The following is a 21,893-nucleotide window of genomic DNA, read 5'->3' as shown; positions in this document are numbered from 1 at the left end:
ACTTGGTTGTGTTGCAAAAGCTCAATATAGTTTTCTAGAGCTTTTACTTTGTTTCTATAGGTAGAGCGCAGCTATTTATTTTGCAGGTTTTGGTCAAGAAAATCCAATAGCATTTGGCGGTGTTGGTTATAGCTAAAAGTGGCAATATGGGGGCCTTTGGTTGTAATTAATCGACAGTTGTCTGGGCAGGACTCTACTAAGCGCTTTCCATGATAATAAGGAATTACTTCATCATCTTGACTGTGAAAAACTAGGATGGGAGGCGAGTGGGTGATTTTAGTCAATTGGTTAATAGGTTCATACTCGTCGGGTATCAGGCGTGAAAGTGGATATTGTAAAGCCCAAGTTAACCAGTTTGCGCTTAATACATCCTGAGCAATAGTGCGAAAGCCAGTAAAAGGTGCATCAATAATAATTGCATTAAATTGAGTGTTGCTGGTAGCAGCATGATTAATAGCTAAAGCAGCACCAAGGCTTTGCCCCATTAAAAAATAAGGAGAAGAAGTATGCTGTTGGAGCCACTGACTGGCAGCAGCCACATCTTCAAGTACCTCTGGCATAATTGGGCTGCCTGTCGACTTACCATAACCACGGTAATCTAGCATAAAAAGTTGATAGTTGTGCTCAACTAGCCAGGCAACGCTATGAATATGGGTACTGATGTTTTGAGCATTACCATGTAAAAATAAAATAGTAGCCTTGGGTGTATCTTTTGGTTTGAGCAGCCAGTTTTTGAGAGTATTGCCTGGCGAAGGCTGTAAAGTGATGGTTTCGTACTCAATGCCTAATTGAGCAGGAGTAAGTCGATAATGGCTATCAGGATAAAAAAACTGTCGGGTTAACCAGTAATTAGCAGGCATAGCAGAGGGTAAAATGAATAGTATTATTAAGCACAGGGTAATGGGCGATAAGAGAAACCGCAAAATACGACGTTTGTTGATTAGCTGTTGGTTCATAACTTTAAATTTATTGAAACCCAAACCTTAAAAGTGTTTATTAATACGGCAGTTAATCAAGTTTATATGTGATGGCAAGAATGGCAACAATACAAGCAGACCAGTTAATTAATCAGTTTCTAGATCACTTATGGTTAGAAAGAGGGACTAGCCAAAATACCTTAACTGCTTATCGGAGTGACTTGTCTGGGTTTGTAAGCTGGCTTGAGTCTAAGCAGCTGCTATTAGCAACGTCTGATCATATTCAGGCCTACCTTCAGCACCGGTTGCATGCGGGCTACAATAAACGTTCTCAAGCTCGTTGTTTATCTGTGTTGCGTCGCTTTTATCGGTATCTATTATTGCAGCAGTTACGAGAGGATGACCCAACCCAACATATTGCAATGCCAAAACTGGGCCGTTATTTACCGAAGTCGTTGTCTGAAGAACAGGTTGAAGCATTGCTCGAAGCCCCGGATTTGTCGACTTTAGTAGGGCAGCGAGACAAAGCTATGTTAGAGCTTTTATATAGTAGTGGGCTTCGGGTATCGGAGCTGGTGGGGTTAACCGTACATCAGTTAAGTCTTAATCGTGGAGCTTTGCGAGTGGTTGGTAAGGGCAAAAAAGAGCGGTTGATTCCAGTAGGAGAAGAAGCACAAGATTGGCTTGAAAGTTATCTAGCAAATGGCCGGTCCCACTTAGTGGGAAGTGCTAGCTGTGAAGTACTGTTTCCTTCGACGCGTGGTACTGCAATGACCAGACAAACGTTCTGGTACCGAGTAAAAAAATATACAGTATTGGCAGGAATTACCATTGAAGTTTCTCCACATACGCTACGTCATGCCTTTGCTACGCATTTACTCAATCATGGCGCAAACCTAAGGGCAGTACAGATGATGCTTGGGCACAGTGATTTGTCTACTACGCAAATTTATACTTATGTTGCGCAGCATCGATTGCAACAGCTTTATAAAGAACACCACCCAAGAGCCTAGGGCCTGTTAAACTATTTGAACCGTCACTGTTGTGACTGTAAAAGCGCTAATCTAGGCGCGAAGCGAGAAGTTTAGTTATTCTAAATGAACAGTGAGCAACAACGAGTAGCACTTTTACAGCCACAACCCTTTGGGCCGAGACTATTTTTCCGCCCAGCTGTGTTACAAGTCGTTTATGTAGAATGGCTACACGGCATTCCTTGTGCTTTGCTGGACAAAAAAATAGTTTCCGGCAGTGGTGATTCAAATAGTGTTAACAGGCCCTAGTATTGCTACCAATGAATCAGGCTGTAGTTCTTACCCAAATCATTGCTTTGGCGACATTTTCTTTGATGAAAGTGCAATTTAATCAAGTAATCAATCTGTTATAATTGCTCGCGTGTAGGAGGGAACCTTTTGCTTTATTTTCTCTCTCTAGTGCAGGTGGATTTTAAAACACAACGAGGATTTGTATGACTCCCTTTCGTAAATTAGCCCTTGGAGCAACAATTGCTTTAGTGGCAAGCTCAGCGATAGCGGCTTCTCCTGAGGAAGCGATTAAAGCCAAGTTAAGTAAGCTGGGTGGTAAAGTGACAATAGACCGAATTACTGAAACGCCAGTGAAAGGGGTCTACGAAGTACAGTTTTCTGGTGGCCAGCTAGTTTACTCAAGTGCTGATGGTGGCTATCTGTTTCGTGGCGATCTGTTAAAGATTGACGGCAATAAATGGACAAACTTAACTGAGCAGGCTCGAAGCAAGGCGCTAGCCAAGGTAATTGATGGTGTACCAAAAGAGAAGATGGTAGTTTTTTCTCCAGAGGGTAAGGCCAAGTCTCATGTCACTGTATTCACGGATGTCGACTGTGGCTACTGTCGTAAGCTGCATACCGAAGTGCCAGAGCTTAACAAAATGGGCATAGAAGTCCGTTATTTAGCGTTTCCTCGTGGTGGTAAACAATCCCCAGCCTATTCAATAATGGAAAATGTCTGGTGTGCTAAGGATCCTAAGGATGCCATGACCAAAGCGAAAAAAGGCCAAAAAGTAGCAGGTAAAAAGTGCGATAACCCTGTCGAAGAGCAATATAAGCTGGGCTTACAGGTTGGTGTAAGCGGTACACCTGCCTTAGTTTTGGCTGATGGACGTTTGATTCCAGGTTATCAGCCAGCTGAAAACTTAGCTAAGTTGTTAGGCGTTAAAAATAAGTGATATAAGTTATCCGACATTTGTATGATTTGATGTCAGCCATAACTTTCTAGTGTCGGTATAGTGCTATGTGTATTATATCGACGGCCTATGTATTCTATTTGCTTTTGCCCCTCTAATTAGCATTCTCATGCTAACTATTCCAGTTATGTTGTTTGCATAGTAATAATTGTTCTGCAATTCCTGCTCCACACATTGATTAATGGCGCTATAATAACCGGCTTGATATAAGAGGTTGGGGTTGCTCTTAAATACCTAATCTGATGATGGCTAAGTCAACTGGGGGTCTATTTTGAAGCCCGTAAAAGTAGGAATATGTGGGTTAGGTACCGTGGGTAGCGGTACATTCAATGTGTTACAACGCAATGCGGAAGAAATTGCGCGTCGCCTTGGTCGAGCGCTTGTAATTGAGCAGGTGGGAGCAAGACGGGATAATCCTGCTTGTAATCTTTCGTCCATCAATATAACTCGTGATATTTTTGAGGTTGCCAAGAACCCTGCCATAGATATTGTGGTTGAGTTAATTGGGGGGTATGACACCGCAAAAGAGCTGGTATTAACGGCTATTCAACATAGTAAACATGTGGTAACAGCTAATAAGGCGTTGATAGCTGAGCATGGTAATGAAATCTTTGCAGCTGCAGCAGAAAAGGGAGTTATTGTCGCATATGAGGCTGCGGTAGCGGGTGGAATTCCTGTAATTAAGGCCATTCGTGAAGGGCTAGCAGCTAATCGGATTAATACCATTGCTGGCATTATCAATGGTACAGGTAACTTTATTCTGACTGCTATGGCAAAGGAAAAGCGAGAGTTTGCAGATGTTTTGGCTGAAGCCCAAGCGTTAGGCTATGCAGAAGCTGACCCGACATTTGATGTAGAAGGTATTGACGCTGCACATAAGTTAACTATTTTGGCATCCATTGCATTTGGTGTTCCACTTCAGTTTAAGGCGGCTTATACCGAAGGCATTAGCCAGATTACTCCAGAAGATTTAGCTCATGCCAAGGAGCTTGGTTATCAAATCAAACATCTGGGAATTGCCAGACGCAAGTCAGATGGTATTGAGCTAAGAGTACACCCAACGTTGATTCCTGATACAAAGTTAATTGCCAAAGTTGATGGGGTAATGAATGCGGTGATGGTCGATGCCGATGCCGTTGGGCCAACTATGTATTATGGTCCCGGTGCTGGTGCAGAGCCTACCGCTTCTGCTGTAGTAGCAGATATTGTCGATGTGGCTCGCTCAATCGATTCAGTATCTTCGGTAGTTGCCCCTTTAGCATTTCATCCAGAAGCAATTGATGACACTAAAATTCTTGATATTGAAGAAGTGGAGTCTGCTTACTACTTAAGAATGCAGGCAGCAGACCACCCAGGTGTGATGGCAAACATTACCCGTATTCTTAGTGATTTAAATATTAATATTGAAGCGATTAATCAAAAAGAAGTGCCTGAAGGTGAGCAGTTTGCCGATATCTTTATGCTAACCAGAGAAGTACGAGAAAAAGACATGAAGGCAGCAATTGACTCTATTCAAGCACTAGCTGATGTGTCGGGTGAGGTCGTTACTATTCGGATGGATCACCTAAATCATTGATAAGCGATTAATAAAAGACTATACCTTTCAAGAAAATCTGATCTAAAAGGTATAGTGTAAGCAACAAACTAATTAAGTAAAATTCCATAATAGGTAATACTGTGAAGTATATAAGTACCCGTGGGCAGGCGCCTGCGTTGAACTTTGAGGATGTCTTACTGGCGGGACTAGCTAGTGATGGTGGTCTGTATGTGCCGGAAACCTTGCCTAAATTTTTACCTGAGCAAATAGCAGAGTGGGCAAGTTTAAATTATGCGGAACTTGCTGAACAAGTTATTACCCCTTTTGTTGCCGATAGCATTCCTACTCAAGATTTACACAAGATTATTCAAGACACTTATGCCAGTTTTAGTCATACGGCGATAGCCCCTATGCAACAATTGGCGGCTAATGAGTGGGTGATGGAGTTATTTCATGGTCCTACTTTGGCGTTTAAAGATTTTGCTCTGCAATTATTGGGTCGACTACTAGATTACGTGCTTGCTAAGCGTGATGAGCGAGCAGTGATTGTTGGTGCTACGTCTGGAGATACAGGCTCTGCTGCAATTGAAGGATGCCGCCCTTGTGAAAATGTCGATATTTTTATTATGCATCCTCATAATCGTGTGTCAGAAGTTCAGCGCCGGCAAATGACCACAGTTATTAGCGATAATGTTTTTAATTTGGCTATTGACGGTAATTTTGACGACTGCCAGGCCATGGTTAAAACCTGTTTTGCTAACCAAAACTTTTTGCAAAACAAAGCGCGCTTGGTTGCAGTGAACTCGATTAACTGGGCCAGAATTATGGCGCAAGTGGTGTACTATTTTTATGCTGCAATTCATTTAGGAGCCCCACATCGTAGTGTTAGTTTTTCTGTGCCAACTGGCAACTTTGGTGATATTTTCGCAGGCTATATTGCCAGACAGATGGGCTTACCAATTAATCAGCTAGTCGTGGCCACTAACCGCAATGATATATTGCACCGGTTTATCAGTGGTAATCAGTATGCTAAAGAGCAGCTGCATCCAACCTTATCGCCTAGTATGGATATTATGATTTCCAGCAATTTTGAACGTTTACTGTTTGATTTGCATGGTCGTGATGGGCAAGCAATTGCAACTCTAATGGAGCAGTTTAACGTACAAGGCACTATGAGTATTGAGCCTTACCGCTGGGAACAAGCACAACAGTTGTTCAGTAGTTGCCGGGTATCAGATGAAGAGACAGTTGCTACCATTAAACAGGTTTATGCTGAAACAGGTTACTTACTAGATCCTCATACCGCAATAGGCGTAAAAGCAGCTCGACGTTGTCGAAATAGCCAAGTCAACCCAATGATAACGTTGGCAACGGCACATCCAGTGAAATTTCCTGATGCTATTGTTCAAGCTGGTTTGGCTAGCCCTGAGCTACCTCATCACTTAACCGATTTATTTGAGCGGCAAGAACACTATCAGGTGCTGGAAAATAAACTGACAGATGTACAGCAGTATATCCAAACTCACGGGCGTTTTTTTAAATAAAAAATAGATGAGCTTATACCCTTCGAGAATGATTGAGCTCTACGCTTTGGGTATATAAACTATATTTATTTAAGGAGACCGCTAAAATGTTTATTTTTAGCGGTCTCCTTAAGAGATAGGTATTTACCTTTCTCAAGTAAAAAAATACAGCTCATATTCTTCAAGCAATTGTTAGTCAGACACCTTTATAGAAAGCCTCTATGCAAAAACGCATAACCCAACGCTCTTTTGACCTTAGCCAATGCCAGTTTTCTGATTCTCTCTCCCCTGTTTTGCAACGTATTTATGCGGCGCGAGGAGTCAGTGAAGAAAAACAACTGAATCATTCTCTGCAAGCTCTCTTATCATTTACTTCATTTAAAGGAATTGAGCGTGCTGTTGAGATAATTGCAGAGGCTATTGAGGCTCAACAACAAATTTTGATTGTAGGTGACTTTGATGCTGACGGAGCAACCAGTAGTGCTTTGGCTGTGTTAGCACTGAATGCATTGGGTGCAGAAAAAGTTAACTATTTAGTACCGAACCGGTTTGAGTATGGCTATGGCTTATCGCCAGAAATTGTTGTAGAAGCACTGAAGTATCAGCCTGAATTAATCATTACAGTTGATAATGGGATCTCCAGTATTGCCGGGGTAGAATTCGCAAAAGAGCAAGGAATTAAGGTGGTAGTCACTGACCACCATTTAGCGGGTGCTGAACTGCCCCAAGCTGATGCTATTGTAAATCCCAATCAGCCTGGATGTGATTTTCCCAGTCGTAATCCTGCTGGGGTTGGTGTGATTTTTTATGTGATGGTAGCGCTCAGACAGCACCTTCGTGAGCGGGGTTGGTTTGCTAATCGACTAGAACCCAATATGGCAAATTTTCTGGATATTGTGGCACTAGGAACGGTCGCTGATGTGGTACCGCTGGATGACAATAATCGAATACTGGTTCAGCAGGGGTTGAAACGGATTCGTGCAGGAAAAGCCAGGCCAGGTATTTTAGCGCTTATCGAAGTGGCTGGACGGCACCGGGAACAACTGGTTGCAACCGATCTGGGTTTTGCCGTTGGGCCAAGACTAAATGCGGCTGGGCGTTTGGATGATATGTCCCTGGGTATTGAGTGCCTGTTAACAAATGATCATCAGCGAGCAAGGGAAATTGCTTTTCAACTGGATGAATTAAATCGTGATCGCAAGCAAATCGAGTCTGATATGCAGCAACAGGCGTTAACTGAATTACAGCGGTTACAACTGGATCAAGAGGAGCAGCTGCCAACGGGTATTTGCTTATTTGATGCTGCCTGGCATCAAGGTGTTATTGGCATTTTAGCTGCCCGAATTAAAGAGCGAACCCATCGCCCTGTGATTGCTTTTGCGGAAGGGGATAATGGTGAAATTAAAGGTTCTGCACGATCTATCCCTGGTTTTCATATCCGCGATGCATTGGATATTGTGGATAAAAAATACCCTGAATTGATCATTAAGTTTGGCGGTCATGCAATGGCGGCAGGTCTTAGTATCAAACATGAAAACTTTGCTGCTTTTAGTCAGGCCTTTCAGGAGGTTGCTGCCAGCCAGTTGACTAAAGAGCAGCTCGAAGCGGAAGTGTTAACTGATGGTGAGTTAGGCTGTCATGAAATTAATTTGTATCTGGCATCTCTGATTAGAGAAGCTGGGCCTTGGGGGCAGCATTTTCCTGAGCCGGTTTTTCAAGGGAATTTTCAAGTTATTCAGCAGCGTATAGTGGGCGAGAAGCACTTAAAATTATTAGTAAAACACCTTAGTGGAGAGCTATTCGTTGATGCTATTGCTTTTAATATCGATTTAGCTGTGTGGCCTGATCAGTCTATTGCCCAAGTAAAATTAGCCTATAGGCTTGATGTGAACTACTTTCGAGGCAAGCAGAATTTACAGCTGATGGTTGAGTATATTGAGCCTGTAAAGCCTTCATTAACTAACTAGGCTTAAACGCCAGCAGGCACTAATTCTCCATTTCTAAATGACTGGCATTCAGTTAAAATGCCAGTTTTTTTACGCAAGATTTTTTTGGAAACTATTCTCAATGCAAGAAATTAATCCAATCCTGCAAACGATTGATGATTTAAAGCGCCGTACTGAGGTGCTGAGGGGGTATCTTTGACTATGCTGGCAAGCAGGAGCGGCTAGTCGAAGTTGAACGTGAGCTTGAAGACCCTAGTGTCTGGAATGAACCTGAGCGGGCGCAGGCACTAGGTAAAGAAAGGTCTCAGTTAGAGTCAGTCGTCGGCACAATTGATAAACTCTCTCAAGGTGTTGATGATGCTAAAGAGTTACTGGATATGGCGATTGATGAAAATGATCCTGACTCAGTAACAGAAGTAGAGGCTGAGCTAAGTGAGATGTCGAGCTTACTTGGCCAGCTTGAGTTCCGGCGAATGTTTTCTGGCCAGATGGACCCCAATAATGCCTACCTGGATATTCAGGCAGGATCTGGTGGAACGGAAGCCCAGGACTGGGCCAATATGTTACTACGGATGTATTTGCGTTGGGGTGAGCAAAAAGGCTTTAAAACTGACTTGATTGAAGTATCTGCCGGTGATGTGGCTGGGATTAAAAGTGCCACCATCCAGTTTTCGGGTGATTATGCATTTGGCTGGCTTAGAACTGAAACTGGCGTACATCGATTAGTGAGAAAGTCACCTTTTGATTCTGGTAATCGTCGACATACCTCATTTGCCTCCGTCTTTGTTTCCCCTGAAATTGACGAAGATATTGAAGTAGATATTAATCCGGCTGATTTGCGGATTGATACCTATCGCTCCAGTGGGGCTGGTGGTCAGCACGTTAATACGACAGATTCAGCCATCAGGATTACTCACTTACCTTCGGGCATTGTTGTTCAGTGTCAAAACCAGCGCTCGCAGCATCAAAACAAAGATAAAGCCATGCAACAGTTAAAAGCTAAGTTGTATGAGCAAGAAATGCAGAAGCGTACGGCAGAGCAGCAGGCATTAGAAGACAGTAAATCTGATATTGGTTGGGGCAGTCAAATTCGCTCCTATGTGCTGGACTCATCCAGAATTAAAGACTTACGAACTGGGGTGGAAACCTCAAATTGTAATGCTGTATTAGATGGTGACCTTGATAAATTTATTGAGGCAAGCTTAAAGAAAGGTTTGTGATTTTACCCATTAAAGCAGTAGTGGGTATAGCAGGCGTTAACAGCCAATGAAAATCGTCTTGAGCGATTAAAGTAAGTAATGTAATAACAGGTAACCCGTATGACTGAAGATACTCAGAATGCAGTTGAGCAACAGGATGAAAATAAGCTGATTGCATTGCGCCGGGAAAAGTTAGCAGCTATTCGGGAGGAGCGTAATGCTTTCCCCAATAGTTTTCGGCGCGATAGCTTAGCCGGAGATTTACAAGCTAAATACAAGGATAAATCGAAGGAAGAGCTGGCTGAAGCAGGCATTCGGGTAAAAATCGCTGGTCGTATTATGCTGAACCGGGGTGCTTTTATGGTTATCCAGGATACCAGTGACCGGATTCAGGTATATGTTAATCGTAAAGTGTTGGCTAAAGATGTACTAACCGATATTAAAACCTGGGATTTAGGGGATATTATTGGTGCTGAAGGCACTTTGCAGCGCTCTGGTAAAGGTGACCTTTATGTGGATATGGAGTCGGTGCAATTATTGACCAAAGCACTGCGTCCGCTGCCAGATAAGCATAAAGGTCTGGAAGATACTGAAATGCGCTACCGCCAGCGTTACGTCGACTTAATTGTCAATGACGAATCACGTCAGGTATTTACAGTTAGAACCCAAATTGTGGCAGCGATCCGCCAATATTTAAATAATCAGGCATTTATGGAAGTGGAAACACCAATGCTACAAGTGATTCCCGGTGGTGCAGCAGCAAAACCATTTATTACGCACCATAATAGCCTGGATATTGATATGTATTTACGTATTGCGCCAGAGTTATACCTCAAGCGTCTTGTAGTAGGTGGTTTTGAGCGGGTTTATGAAATAAATCGGAACTTCCGTAATGAAGGCTTATCAACCCGCCATAACCCGGAATTTACGATGCTGGAGTTTTACCAGGCTTATGCAGATTACCATGACTTAATGGACTTAACAGAAGACATGTTGCGTACAGTTACTCAGCAAGTGCTTGGTAACACAGAAGTGACTTATCAAGGGAGTACTTATGATTTTGCTAAGCCATTTCAGCGGATGACGGTATTTGATTCTATTTTGCACTTTAATGCAGAATTAACAGCCAGCGATATTGATAATCTTGAGTCTGCTCGTAAAGTGGCTGAAAAACTGGATATCCCATTAAAAGACAGTTATGGCCTGGGTAAAGTACAGATAGAAATTTTTGAAAAAACCGTTGAGCATCGTTTAGATCAGCCGACATTTATTACTGAATACCCAACGGAAGTTTCTCCATTAGCCCGTCGCAATGATGACAACCCGTTTGTGACTGATCGGTTTGAGTTTTTTGTGGGCGGTCGAGAAATCGCCAATGGTTTTTCTGAGTTAAATGATCCAGAAGACCAGGCTGAGCGTTTCCAGCAGCAAGTAGCTGAAAAAGAAGCAGGTGATGATGAAGCCATGCACTATGATGCCGATTACATCAATGCACTGGAATATGGCTTACCGCCTACTGCAGGAGAGGGTATTGGCATCGATCGTTTAGTTATGCTATTTACCAACTCTGCTTCTATTCGTGATGTGCTACTTTTTCCCCACATGAGACCTCAAACTGAAATTTGACGCATTTGACCATTGAGTTGTGGCTCAATGGTCAGTTATCCTTACACTGTCGCCTTAATAATTATTATTAAGGTGCTTTCAACGTTAAAAGCACTTTTACTCAGTTCTGACTGTAGTCACTCATTCAGTAGTCTTTTTAATAAGGCTTATGTTTGTCTGATGATTAGCTTGTTATTCGACTTTTACTGGTTTGAGTTTTTATCAGTTCAAGGCTTTAAGTGCTTTTAAAGTCAAAGCATATTTTATAAACAAAACTAAAAATCGCTCATCCGGTTTATTGATAGTTAGTAAGTACTGCCATATCAATAACAAGCCGTTTTCTTGAGCAGTAAAAAAGTACAGTGACGGGATCTTACTAATCATGTCTGAATTAAGGGAGCAGCTAGCGCAAACCATTCCTTACCAAGGTCGTAAAGCCAGTCGTGTAGGGAGTGAGCAAAGACGCCGAGCTATTTTAGAAGCAGCACTTAATATTGTAATCAAGGAAGGGGTACGTGGCGTTCGCCACCGAGCAATTGCTAAAGCCGCTAACGTACCATTATCAGCAACGACTTACTATTTTAAGGATATAAATGATTTAATTAGTGACACCTTTTCTTACTTTGTTGAGCTAGGAAATGCCAGACTAAGTAATTTTTGGATTGAAGCTGAAATAGCTATTAGACAACAGTTGTCGCAATCAGAGTCAGTAGATACTACTAAGCGTCGGTTGCTTAAGCATTTTACTGAGTTAGCCGTAAGCTATATTGAACAGCAAGTGACTGATCGTCGTGATGAGTTGATTGCTGAACAGGCTTTTTTACTAGAAGCACTGAGATCTTCTCACTTACGACAGTTAGTGCATGTGCATCATCAAAATCTGTTAAAGGATCTAACTCGCTTTTATCAGCTGCTAGGCACAACTAAGCCCGAGCTGGATGCCGTATTGACTAAGGCTGTAGTGGTTGAAGCTGAGTATTATTGTTTGCTTGATCCAAGCCGCTATGGCCGTGAATATATACGAGCATTTTTACAGCGACATATTCAGTTGGTTCTACAAATCCCTGATGATGAGGAGGTTGTAAACTAATCAGCATCTATCTTGCCCAAGTATTTCTTCAGATAGCAAGGGATAAGAGTATTCGGCGAAATATTTGGGCTAGTTAACCTTGTGCCATATAAAACGGAGTTTGGTTGCAAGGTAGATACTTTTTAGGGGATTTTTCTTCAAGCGCTGCTTTATTAAAGCAAGCATCTTAGGCATAGCTACTATTTAAAGCCTATTAAAGTTAAAGCCAACTAAAGATAGTGACAACAATGGCTGCGAGTGTAAGAATCTACTGACTTAAATTAAGGTAGGCTTTGAGGATATTATGAAGAATCAACCCGTCATGCTAATAGTCGTTGCAGTGGTTAGTGTGACAATAACCGTATTTGTGTTGCACTGGTATGGCTATCTTCGGCATTCTACTGAACAAGACTCTGTGTATTTGGCAGAGTTTAATCTGATTAAAAATATTCCAGGACAAGAGCAGTTCCTTTCTCATAAACCAGCTCCTTTTTTAGCCTATTGTGCAGGCGGGTATTTAGTCATGAGCCACCAGAAAAGGCCAGGTGTTGCTGGTGTATTAACCTATAAAAACAAGCAACCGATTCCTTGTAAGCCAAACCAGTAATGGAGTGTTTTTCAGAGGGAGAAGGTGGTCTATTTACCTTTACCTTGAAAATGCTTCTTAATGGTTTGGAAAAAAGAAGGGCGCGAGGATGGTCTGGTTTTTTTTGTAGCGCGTTTTTGTGGATAAAAATTAACCTTCCCACCCAGCATTTCTGTCATTTCACAAGCATCCTGATAAATAAAGTTCATTAAGTGAGTTTGTTCGGGTAACTGGTGCTGTACGATAGGAGACAGTTGATAAGCTGGTAGTTCCTCTATGGCGATTAGTTTAACTGGCTTGGGTTTATGGGTAAGCCAAAGATGCCTGGCTAATATGCAGTGGCAGGTTAAGTCATACTGCTGAGGGGCGTACTGCCAATTAACTCGATGCTTTACAGCTTCTATGTAGGTAACAGGCATATGCCAGTGGTTTAGCAGTAAGCTAGTTAGGCGGTTATTAACGCTCCGACACATTTGTTTCACTTTTTTCTCATTGGCAAGCAGGTTGGGCTCTTTTGCCAAGTTGATAATCAATAACATGCTGCCAGCGTCCTGTAATAATGATGCAAGCATTGCTTCATCAGTACTTAGCTGTGGAATGTGCTTTGCCATAATGGCACTGATAGCTGACAAGGCAACACTGCGCTGCCAGTAGATGGCCATGAAACGTTTGGCCAACTTCGAATCAGAAGGAAACAGCTTTTTTATTGTGTAAGTTAAGACAAAATTACTAACGGCGTATTCTCCCAGCCTTTGGATTGCTCCACGTAAATCTACAGGGGAGGCAGCTTGATGGAAGAGAGGGGAGTCAGCCAGCTTCATCAGCTGATCAACTAGTACGGGGTCTTGTTCTAATAATTGAATAATGTCGTTTTGGTGGTGGCTGGGGTTAGCAATAATCTGACGGATGGTAACGACTGTTTCAGGAAGGTGAGGAAGAGGCTTTTTACCTTGCTCTAACTGTTGTGCTATTTGAATATGAGGAGCTGTTGCCATTGCTATTTATAGGATGCACCTGCAGTTAACTTTATAGCCGCTTCTTATGATGGTTATAATAGCACTTTGAATGATAGTGAGTGAGGGTGAAGCAGCAGATGGCTGAAGTGAAATTAGAGGTGAGCTGGAAGGAACACCTGGTTGAGGAGTTTGAAAAAGACTATATGAAAAGTCTGCGTGCTTTTTTACAAGCAGAAAAGCGGGCGGGCAAGGTGATTTATCCACAAGGCTCTGAATACTTTAAAGCGTTTGAACTCACTCCCTTTGATCAGGTAAAAGTCGTGATTTTAGGGCAAGACCCTTACCATGGACCAGGGCAAGCCCATGGCCTTTGTTTTTCTGTTAGACAAGAGATTAAAATTCCTCCTTCATTAGTCAATATGTATAAAGAGCTGGAACAGGATCTTGGTATTTCTCCTGCTAATCATGGCAATCTGGAGCACTGGGCAAAACAAGGGATATTATTGTTAAACAGTGTGCTCACTGTAGAGCAAGGACGAGCAGCCTCTCATCAAGGTAGAGGCTGGGAACAGTTTACTGATGAAGTCATTGCTCGGTTGAATGCAGAGCGGAATGGGGTTGTGTTTATCCTATGGGGCAGCTACGCGCAGCGTAAAGGCAGCTTTATTGACACCGAAAAGCATATGGTAATTAAGTCAGTTCACCCTTCTCCTTTATCTGCTCATCGAGGTTTTTTTGGTAGTCGTCCTTTTTCAAAAACCAATACTTATTTACAGCAACAAGGATTATCACCCATCGACTGGCAATTACCCTCGCTTTAATTTTCGGTATTCTCTGGGCGGAATACCAATAACTCGTTTAAAAAGGCGTGAAAAATAATAAGCGTCTTCATAGCCTAAGCTATGGCTCACTGCTGAAATGGGTTGGTCAGTTAAATCTAACAAATAACAGGCACGCTGCATTTTTAAATGGATAAAATGCTGAATGGGGCTGTGACCTGTTAATGCTTTAAATCGCTTGCAGAAGTGGTATTTTGATAAATTAACACTGGCGGCAAGTTGCTCTAATTTAAGCTGGCCATGGATATTCTTTTGCATATTACTCAGTACTTTTTGCAAGTCGAAGTGCTCAGCTTGTAATTGCGGTTTAATGACAGCTACTAGACTGAGTAATTGCGTTAAATGGTTAGCTGCATAAATTAAAGGGTTTAATTGGTAGGCGGCCTGATGTAATGACACCAGGGTATCAAAACCAGCGACTAATTCTGGGTGTAAACCAAGGGATAGTTTTATAGTAGATGGCTCTGGTAGTAAATGCTGTACATAAGTGTCACTTAATACCCCATCAAAATGTACCCAGTAAATTGACCAAGGGTTAGTTTTGCATGCTTGATATTGATGGGATAAGCCTCGAGGTAATACAACAAAATCTCCCACTGTGATCGTAGTTGCTGAGACTGCTGCTTGGTGCTGCTGAGTTTGTAACTCTCCTTCGCCGGCAATGCAGTAAATTAATAAATGATCTACATGTTGGTGGCGTTCCATTTGGTGGGATTTTGCCTGGGGATAATAGCCGAACCCTAGTGGATAGCAATGCTGGCTGAGCGGATGCAAACTGAGTTGCCTAGTAAGTGAGTCTGGCGTTATATATCGAACTGCTTTGTGGGATAGAGGCCAGTCTGAGGTAAGCTCAGGCTCGGTAGTCGATTTTGATAAAACCACAATAAAGTCCAGTTTTCTGCCAAGATAGTTAATCCTGGATCAGTGGTAAGCATGTTACAAGAGAATTATAAAACTCTAAAGCAACAACAATAATAACAACAATACAATTCTTACCCATCAAGTAGGTAACTAAATAATGACTACTCAACCTAATTGCTTAAACCAATTTATTGATGGTGAGTTTACTGTCAGTGAAGCTAAACGGCGCATTCCTGTTACGAATCCTGCTACCCAGGCGGTATTGTGTGAAGCGCCCTGTGCTACCGACCAGGAAGTTGAAGCGGCCATAGTAAGTGCCCAAGAGGCTTATTATCAGTGGCGGGAAGTGCCTACTCCAGAACGAGCGAGACTAATGCTTAACTATCAGGGGGTGCTGAAGCAACATCAGGAAGATATAGCAGTCACTCTCAGTAAAGAAACTGGAAAAACCCTGGCAGATGCGAAAGGAGATGTCTGGCGGGGGATTGAGGTGGTTGAGCAGGCAGCAAATGTCAGCAGTTTAATGATGGGGGAAACAGTAGAGAATGTTGCTCGCGCGATTGACTGTTATAGCTATTTGCAGCCGCTAGGTATTTGTGTAGGAATTACTCCCTTTAACTTCCCTGCGATGGTGCCTTTGTGGATGTACCCGATGGCTATTGCTTGTGGTAACAGCTTTATCTTAAAACCATCAGAACAAGACCCAATGACGCCAGTTCAGTTGGCGGAGCTGGCAGTAGAGGCGGGCTTTCCTAAAGGTGTTCTACAAGTGTTGCATGGTGATAAAGAGCAAGTGGACCAGCTAATTACTCATCCGCTAGTAAAAGCGGTGTCGTTTGTAGGCTCAGTCACTGCAGGTCAACACATTTACCGTACTGGTACAGATCATTTAAAACGTGTTCAGGCATTTGCTGGAGCAAAAAATCATATGGTAGTGATGCCTGATGCTGATAAAGAGCAAGTGATTAGTAATCTGGTTGGCTCAAGTGTGGGAGCTGCAGGACAACGCTGTATGGCAATCAGTGTGGCTGTGATGGTGGGTGATGCTAAAAACTGGTTGGAAGATTTACGTGATGCAATGGCTGATGTCAGGCCAGGGCTGTGGGATGATCCCCAGGCCAGTTATGGGCCACAAATTTCTCCCCAGGCTAAACAACGGGTGTTGAGTTTTATTGCTAAAGGTAAAGAAGAAGGTGCAACCTGTTTACTCGATGGTTCTGACTGTAAAGTGCCTGAAGCACCAGACGGTAATTGGGTCGGACCCACTTTATTTACTGATGTATCGCCAGAGATGAGTATTTACAAGGAAGAAATATTTGGTCCAGTACTTGTCGTATTGTGTGTGGATACCCTTGATCAGGCTATTGAGTTAATTAATCAAAACCCTTACGGCAATGGGACTTCTATTTTTACTGCCTCTGGTCAGGCTGCACGACACTTTCAACATTATATTGAAGTAGGACAAGTGGGTATTAATGTACCCATTCCAGTGCCATTACCCTTTTTCTCTTTTACTGGTTGGAAAAATTCATTTTACGGCGATCAGCATGCTTATGGTAAGCAGGCTGTGCGATTTTATACTGAAACTAAGACAGTTACTGCCCGTTGGTTTGATCCGGGTATGAGTGCATCACCTAATATGACTATCCATTTACGGTAGGAGTATCGGTTAGAAAAGGGGGTTGAAAATAAGTCTAGTGTCCGATATGGAGTAACAGGATGTTCTTCCGCCGCTCTTGAAGTGCCATCCCTGGCCCATCAAAAGCTAACTTAGCTACAGAACACCCTGTCACTCTATACCCGCCAGCTGGGACAGGGTGAGGATGTAATTACTTTAAAGCCACCGCTACCTTTCGCAGCAGTCTTGTTAGGAGAAAATATGGATTTTAATTTATCAGAAGAGCAGCTAGCGTTTCAGGCAACAGCAAAGCAATTTGCAGAAAAAGAATTAGCTGAAAATGCAGCTGAGTGGGATCAGCAAGCGCACTTCCCTATTGATGTGATTAAAAAAGCCGGCAATTTGGGGTTTTGTGCTATTTATGCTCCAGTTGAACAAGGTGGGATGGGTTTAAGCCGATTGGATGCCAGTTTAATTTTTGAGGCCTTATCACAAGGGTGTACATCTACCACTGCCTATTTGACCATCCATAATATGGTGACTTGGATGGCCTGTAAATTTGGTCAAGCTACGGTGCTAGAAGAATGGTGTCCTCGTTTAACGACAGGAGAGGTGCTAGGGTCTTATTGTTTAACTGAACCTAATGCAGGTTCTGATGCTGGGTCGTTAAAAACCAGTGCCACTAAAAAAGGTGATTATTATCTACTAAGCGGCAGTAAAATGTTTATTTCTGGGGCGGGTTCAACTGATATACTGTTAGTGATGGCTCGTACGGGAGAAGCTGGGCCAAAAGGTATTTCCAGCTTTTTAGTACCAGCAGACTCCGCTGGGATTAGTTATGGGCGTAAAGAAGAAAAAATGGGCTGGAATAGCCAGCCTACCCGCACTATTAGTTTTGATCAGGTAACAGTACCCGCCAACTTGCGTTTGGGTAATGAAGGACAAGGCTTTAAGATAGCCATGCAGGGGTTGGATGGTGGTCGAATTAATATCGCATCTTGCTCATTAGGTACAGCACAAGCTGCATTAAAACAATCTCACGATTATCTACACCAACGCCAGCAATTTGGTAAACCCTTAGCTGAATTTCAGGCATTGCAATTTAAATTTGCTGATATGGCCACTCACTTAATTGCTGCTCAGCAAATGGTGCGCCTGGCTGCTTTTCATTTAGATCAACAGTCTAGTCAAGCTACCACTTATTGTGCAATGGCAAAAAGGCTGGCAACTGACTTTTGTTTTGATATTTGTAACCAAGCCCTACAGTTACATGGCGGATATGGCTATATCAAAGAATATCCTTTAGAGCGCTATGTAAGAGATGCTCGGGTCCATCAAATTTTGGAAGGCACCAATGAAATTATGCGGGTGATTATTGCTAGACGCCTGTTAATAGAAAATGGCTTGGAGATGATTTTTTAAGGAAATTCCATGACAAAACAATTAGAACCTATAACAGCCGGACAGTTAACGGCTATTACCAATAAACTGTTAGTTGAAAAAATTGGTCATACTGCATTAATCACTATTAATAATCCATCTGCCAATACCTGGGATAGTGAAAGCTTATTGGGTTTAAAAACGATAGTTGAGTTATTAAACCAAGACCGCTCTATTTATAGTTTGGTGATTACTGGCCAGGGAGAAAAATTCTTTTCCGCAGGAGCTGATTTAAAACTGTTTGCAGAAGGAGATAAAGCCAAAGCACGTGATATTGCCAAACACTTTGCAGATGCATTTGAAACCCTTAGCCAATATCAAGGGGTGTCAATTGCAGCTATTAATGGTTATGCAATGGGTGGTGGACTAGAGTGTGCCTTGGCTTGTGATTTACGGATTGTAGAGTCTCATTCGGTATTAGCCCTACCTGAAGCGTCGGTGGGTTTATTGCCTTGTGCAGGTGGTACTCAACAGCTGCCGTGGTTAGTAGGTGAGGGCTGGGCAAAACGAATGATTCTTTGTGGTGAACGAGTCACTGCAGAAAAAGCGGTTGAAATTGGTTTGGCTGAGCAGCAGGTAGAATCTGGAAAAGCCAGGGCAACAGCGCTGTTATTAGCAGAAAGTGTTGCTAAACAAAGCCCATCAAGTGTGCAGGCTTGTAAAAAATTGATTCAAAAAGCTCGCTTTCATCCTATGTGGCAGGCACTACCTGTCGAACGAGAATTGTTTATTGATTTATTTAATACGGAAGACCAACAGGAAGGGGTTGGGGCTTTTTTAGAAAAAAGGCCTCCTGTTTGGAAAAACCGTTAGCAGGTTACGCAAAAAATATAAAAAAGTGGCTAGGAGATTATACATGTCACAGTCTGCAGTGTTATTTGAAGAATTACCCGTCAGTAAAGGAAAGCGGCTGGCTAAAATTACTTTAAATCGAGCTAAAGCACTGAATGCAATCGATTTAGAAATGATCATGGCCATTTTTCAACAGCTGCAACAATGGCGTAGCCAGCCAGATGTGGTGGCGGTTTGGCTGGAAGGTGAGGGCGATCGTGCTTTTTGTGCTGGTGGCGATATTCGAAAATTATACCAAATGCTGATAGAACAATCAGACCACCGACTAGCGCATGCAACTGTATTTTTCCAACATGAATACCAATTAGACTATTTAATTCATACCTACCCAAAACCGATTATTTGTTGGGGCGATGGAATTGTGATGGGAGGTGGGCTTGGTTTAATGGTCGGAGCAAGTCACCGAGTGGTCACTGAAACCAGCCAAGTTGCCATGCCAGAAATTAATATTGGATTATATCCTGATGTGTCTGGTACTTGGTTTTTATCTCGTTTGCCTACTGACTTGGGCTGTTTTGTTGGGCTAACAGGTGCTGCATTGAATGCAGCTGATAGTATTAGATTAGGTTTTGCTGATTATTTTATTGCTGCTGAATTAAAGGCTGAATTGTTAGATAGTTTAATTCAGGTAGACTGGGAACAATCTGACGCAGCTAATAAAATATTAGTGGGGCAGCTCTTAAAACCACTGGAAAGTCAGGCCTGGCGTCATCTTCCAGTATCTAAGGTTGTGGAACATTGGCAAGATATACGTCATCTGTTTAGCTTACCTTCGTTGCAAGAAATCGATGTGGCTGTGAAATACCATGTTGCAAAAACAGAAGATGATTGGCTAACAGGTACATTACAAAGCTATATTAATGGTTGCCCAACAACGGCCTGGATTGTGTGGGAACAGATCCAGCGCGGTCGCCACTTATCATTGGCTGAAGCTTTTCAATTAGAATTAATTTTATCAGTGCAATGCTGTTTACATCCTGACTTGGCGGAAGGCGTAAGAGCAAGGTTAATTGATCGAGATAATCAGCCAGACTGGCAATTTAAATCAGTAGCTGAAGTACCTACAGAATGGGTAGAAGCACACTTTCAAACTCCATGGATTGATAAAAATAATCCACTAAAAAGTTTATTGAAATAAGCAAGAGGGATTTATGAAAATCGGATTTATTGGCGTAGGATTAATGGGTGGCCCTATGGCTCATAATTTATTAAAAGCTGGCTATGAGCTGAAAGTATTTGACTTGGTACCTGCGCTGTTAAAGCCATTAATTCAAGATGGAGCAATAGCAGTTGATAATGCGCGATTAGCAATAGAAGGGGTTGACTGTTTAATTACCATGCTGCCAGCCAGTGAGCATGTGTTGAAGTTATATCTAGAGGAAGAAGCGCTGTTAGATCATATTGATCCGAAAACACTAGTGATAGATTGCAGCACTATAGCCCCTGATGTTACAAAAACCGTGGCAGATGCGGCAGCTAAGCAAGGTATTACGATGCTGGATGCCCCTGTTTCTGGCGGTACCAAAGGTGCACAAGATGGTACTCTGACATTTATTGTTGGCGGCTCTGCTACAGGTTTTGAGGCAGCTCAACCTATATTGTCGGCAATGGGGAAAAATATTTTGCATGCAGGCGACCATGGCGCTGGGCAGATGGCAAAAATATGCAATAACATGCTGCTGGCCATTCATATGGCAGGTACGGCAGAGGCTATTCAGCTAGGGGTTAATAATGGCTTAGATCCAAAAGTCTTGTCGGATATTATGGTGCAAAGCTCGGGTAGAAACTGGTCACTTGAGTTATATAATCCCTATCCAGGTGTAATGGAAACTGCACCAGCATCAAAAGCGTATCAAGGTGGCTTTAAAGTCAACTTAATGGTGAAGGATTTAGGCTTATCTCAACAAGCTGCACTGCTGAGTCACTCTAGTACACCACTAGGAGCGCTTGCGCGTAATCTATTTAATCTTCATGCAGCTCAAGGAAGTGAGCAATTGGACTTTTCAAGTATTCAACGATTTTATAAGCCAAAATAAGACTCACCCTTCTAGCCGCTATTAAATTTAACTAAACAAACGGCTCATTTATGAGCCACTTGTTTTTTGGAGCTTAATGTTTAACCGTACCCATTCTTGGGCGGTCATGTTCATAATGACTGCTTTGGGTATAAAAGCCTCCTCGTACGATTTTAGGTTTTACCAGTCGTTCAAAGTCTCGATAATCCATGCGGATTATTTCATTATGGTTGCCAGCATTGAATGCAATTTTATGGTCGTCAACCAATGCTTCTGCTACATAAACTGGAATATTAAACAAATTACCAAAGGGGGGCATAGCGCCAGTTTTACAGTGAGGAAATAAGTCGCTAAATTCACTTTCATGGGCTAATTCAATATCAACTGCGCCTAGGTATTTGCCAATAGTATTTAAGTCGATAGCGTAATTGGATGGCATAACTAGCATTGACATGACGTCATCCACTTTCACCATGACTGTTTTGGCAAAATCTTTGCCACTAACATGTGCCGATTGGGCTACTTCTTGTGCTGTAAAGCCTACAGAATGCTCATGAATACTGAAGGGAACGTTTTTTTCCTGTAAGTATTCGGTTAGTTGGGGAATAGCCATAGTAGCCTCCGTTATTTCAGAAGCCTGAAAACAAGGATACGTTTAAATTATAGATCAATCGCATTGGATTTATTTCCCCGTTTCTTTCATTACCCAGCC

The 21,893-nt window shown here is 42.4% G+C and carries 20 protein-coding genes; 16 read left to right on the top strand and 4 right to left on the bottom strand.

Annotated elements, in window-relative coordinates; genetic code table 11:
- Window positions 1–71 precede the first annotated feature (71 nt).
- The gene (locus ORQ98_RS00690; RefSeq protein ID WP_274686844.1) at window positions 72–956 is read right to left on the bottom strand and encodes an alpha/beta hydrolase; all 885 of its coding nucleotides are present in this window, start codon (window positions 954–956) and stop codon (window positions 72–74) included.
- 80 nt (window positions 957–1,036) lie between these two features.
- Between ORQ98_RS00690 and xerD the strand changes: the two genes are divergently transcribed.
- The 10 genes from xerD to ORQ98_RS00640 all read left to right on the top strand — a co-directional run bounded on the left by xerD (window position 1,037) and on the right by ORQ98_RS00640 (window position 12,621).
- Entirely contained in the window at window positions 1,037–1,930 is an 894-nt protein-coding gene (xerD, locus tag ORQ98_RS00685) for a site-specific tyrosine recombinase XerD (RefSeq protein WP_274686843.1), read from the top strand.
- 84 nt (window positions 1,931–2,014) lie between these two features.
- Window positions 2,015–2,197, top strand: coding sequence for a hypothetical protein (locus tag ORQ98_RS00680; protein WP_274686842.1), 183 nt, complete (start codon window positions 2,015–2,017; stop codon window positions 2,195–2,197).
- Between the two features lie 185 nt (window positions 2,198–2,382).
- Complete coding sequence (locus tag ORQ98_RS00675) at window positions 2,383–3,117, top strand: DsbC family protein (RefSeq protein WP_274686841.1); 735 nt, start codon at window positions 2,383–2,385, stop codon at window positions 3,115–3,117.
- Window positions 3,118–3,406: 289 nt separating this feature from the next.
- On the top strand, window positions 3,407–4,711 hold the full coding sequence (locus tag ORQ98_RS00670) for a homoserine dehydrogenase (protein ID WP_274686840.1): 1,305 nt from the start codon (window positions 3,407–3,409) through the stop codon (window positions 4,709–4,711).
- A 101-nt stretch (window positions 4,712–4,812) separates the two neighbouring features.
- A complete protein-coding gene (gene thrC / locus ORQ98_RS00665) occupies window positions 4,813–6,216 on the top strand; it encodes a threonine synthase (protein WP_274686839.1) in 1,404 nt (467 codons plus the stop codon).
- A 200-nt stretch (window positions 6,217–6,416) separates the two neighbouring features.
- Window positions 6,417–8,162: a single-stranded-DNA-specific exonuclease RecJ gene (gene recJ / locus ORQ98_RS00660; protein ID WP_274686838.1), complete on the top strand. Its 1,746-nt coding sequence runs from the start codon at window positions 6,417–6,419 to the stop codon at window positions 8,160–8,162.
- A gap of 100 nt (window positions 8,163–8,262) precedes the next feature.
- Window positions 8,263–9,361 (top strand): peptide chain release factor 2 gene (gene prfB, locus ORQ98_RS00655; RefSeq protein WP_274686837.1). Its coding sequence is split into 2 segments (ribosomal slippage): window positions 8,263–8,337 and window positions 8,339–9,361, totalling 1,098 coding nucleotides; the frame shifts between segments, so codons are not numbered across the junction.
- Between the two features lie 99 nt (window positions 9,362–9,460).
- Window positions 9,461–10,966, top strand: a complete 1,506-nt coding sequence (gene lysS, locus ORQ98_RS00650) for a lysine--tRNA ligase (RefSeq protein WP_274686836.1) — start codon at window positions 9,461–9,463, stop codon at window positions 10,964–10,966.
- Between the two features lie 361 nt (window positions 10,967–11,327).
- Window positions 11,328–12,035, top strand: coding sequence for a TetR/AcrR family transcriptional regulator (locus tag ORQ98_RS00645; protein WP_274686835.1), 708 nt, complete (start codon window positions 11,328–11,330; stop codon window positions 12,033–12,035).
- 283 nt (window positions 12,036–12,318) lie between these two features.
- A complete protein-coding gene (locus ORQ98_RS00640) occupies window positions 12,319–12,621 on the top strand; it encodes a PA3694 family proteiin (protein ID WP_274686834.1) in 303 nt (100 codons plus the stop codon).
- Window positions 12,622–12,650: 29 nt separating this feature from the next.
- Here the strand turns inward: ORQ98_RS00640 and ORQ98_RS00635 are convergent, their stop codons facing one another.
- The gene (locus ORQ98_RS00635; protein WP_274686833.1) at window positions 12,651–13,595 is read right to left on the bottom strand and encodes an HDOD domain-containing protein; all 945 of its coding nucleotides are present in this window, start codon (window positions 13,593–13,595) and stop codon (window positions 12,651–12,653) included.
- Between the two features lie 98 nt (window positions 13,596–13,693).
- Here ORQ98_RS00635 and ung point away from each other — a divergent pair, with 98 nt between their 5' ends.
- The gene (ung, locus tag ORQ98_RS00630; RefSeq protein ID WP_274686832.1) at window positions 13,694–14,377 is read left to right on the top strand and encodes a uracil-DNA glycosylase; all 684 of its coding nucleotides are present in this window, start codon (window positions 13,694–13,696) and stop codon (window positions 14,375–14,377) included.
- Here ung and ORQ98_RS00625 read toward each other — a convergent pair.
- On the bottom strand, window positions 14,363–15,277 hold the full coding sequence (locus ORQ98_RS00625) for a helix-turn-helix transcriptional regulator (protein WP_274686831.1): 915 nt from the start codon (window positions 15,275–15,277) through the stop codon (window positions 14,363–14,365). The genes ung and ORQ98_RS00625 overlap by 15 nt on opposite strands.
- Before the next feature lie 136 nt (window positions 15,278–15,413).
- Between ORQ98_RS00625 and ORQ98_RS00620 the strand changes: the two genes are divergently transcribed.
- From ORQ98_RS00620 to mmsB, 5 genes are all read left to right on the top strand, one after another.
- Window positions 15,414–16,916 (top strand): CoA-acylating methylmalonate-semialdehyde dehydrogenase, encoded by a 1,503-nt coding sequence (locus tag ORQ98_RS00620; protein ID WP_274686830.1) that lies wholly within the window; start codon window positions 15,414–15,416, stop codon window positions 16,914–16,916.
- Window positions 16,917–17,135: 219 nt separating this feature from the next.
- Entirely contained in the window at window positions 17,136–18,296 is a 1,161-nt protein-coding gene (locus ORQ98_RS00615) for an acyl-CoA dehydrogenase family protein (RefSeq protein WP_274686829.1), read from the top strand.
- A gap of 9 nt (window positions 18,297–18,305) precedes the next feature.
- The gene (locus ORQ98_RS00610; RefSeq protein ID WP_274686828.1) at window positions 18,306–19,127 is read left to right on the top strand and encodes an enoyl-CoA hydratase; all 822 of its coding nucleotides are present in this window, start codon (window positions 18,306–18,308) and stop codon (window positions 19,125–19,127) included.
- A gap of 43 nt (window positions 19,128–19,170) precedes the next feature.
- On the top strand, window positions 19,171–20,304 hold the full coding sequence (locus ORQ98_RS00605; RefSeq protein WP_274686827.1) for an enoyl-CoA hydratase/isomerase family protein: 1,134 nt from the start codon (window positions 19,171–19,173) through the stop codon (window positions 20,302–20,304).
- Window positions 20,305–20,317: 13 nt separating this feature from the next.
- Window positions 20,318–21,202, top strand: a complete 885-nt coding sequence (gene mmsB / locus ORQ98_RS00600) for a 3-hydroxyisobutyrate dehydrogenase (RefSeq protein WP_274686826.1) — start codon at window positions 20,318–20,320, stop codon at window positions 21,200–21,202.
- Between the two features lie 73 nt (window positions 21,203–21,275).
- Here mmsB and ORQ98_RS00595 read toward each other — a convergent pair whose 3' ends face one another.
- Window positions 21,276–21,794, bottom strand: coding sequence for an aminoacyl-tRNA deacylase (locus tag ORQ98_RS00595; RefSeq protein ID WP_274686825.1), 519 nt, complete (start codon window positions 21,792–21,794; stop codon window positions 21,276–21,278).
- Window positions 21,795–21,893 lie beyond the last annotated feature (99 nt).

This window comes from Spartinivicinus poritis (assembly GCF_028858535.1).
Lineage (GTDB): Bacteria > Pseudomonadota > Gammaproteobacteria > Pseudomonadales > Zooshikellaceae > Spartinivicinus > Spartinivicinus poritis.
Note: the sequence above shows the minus strand (reverse complement) of the source record. Positions and strands in the feature narration are given on the sequence as shown.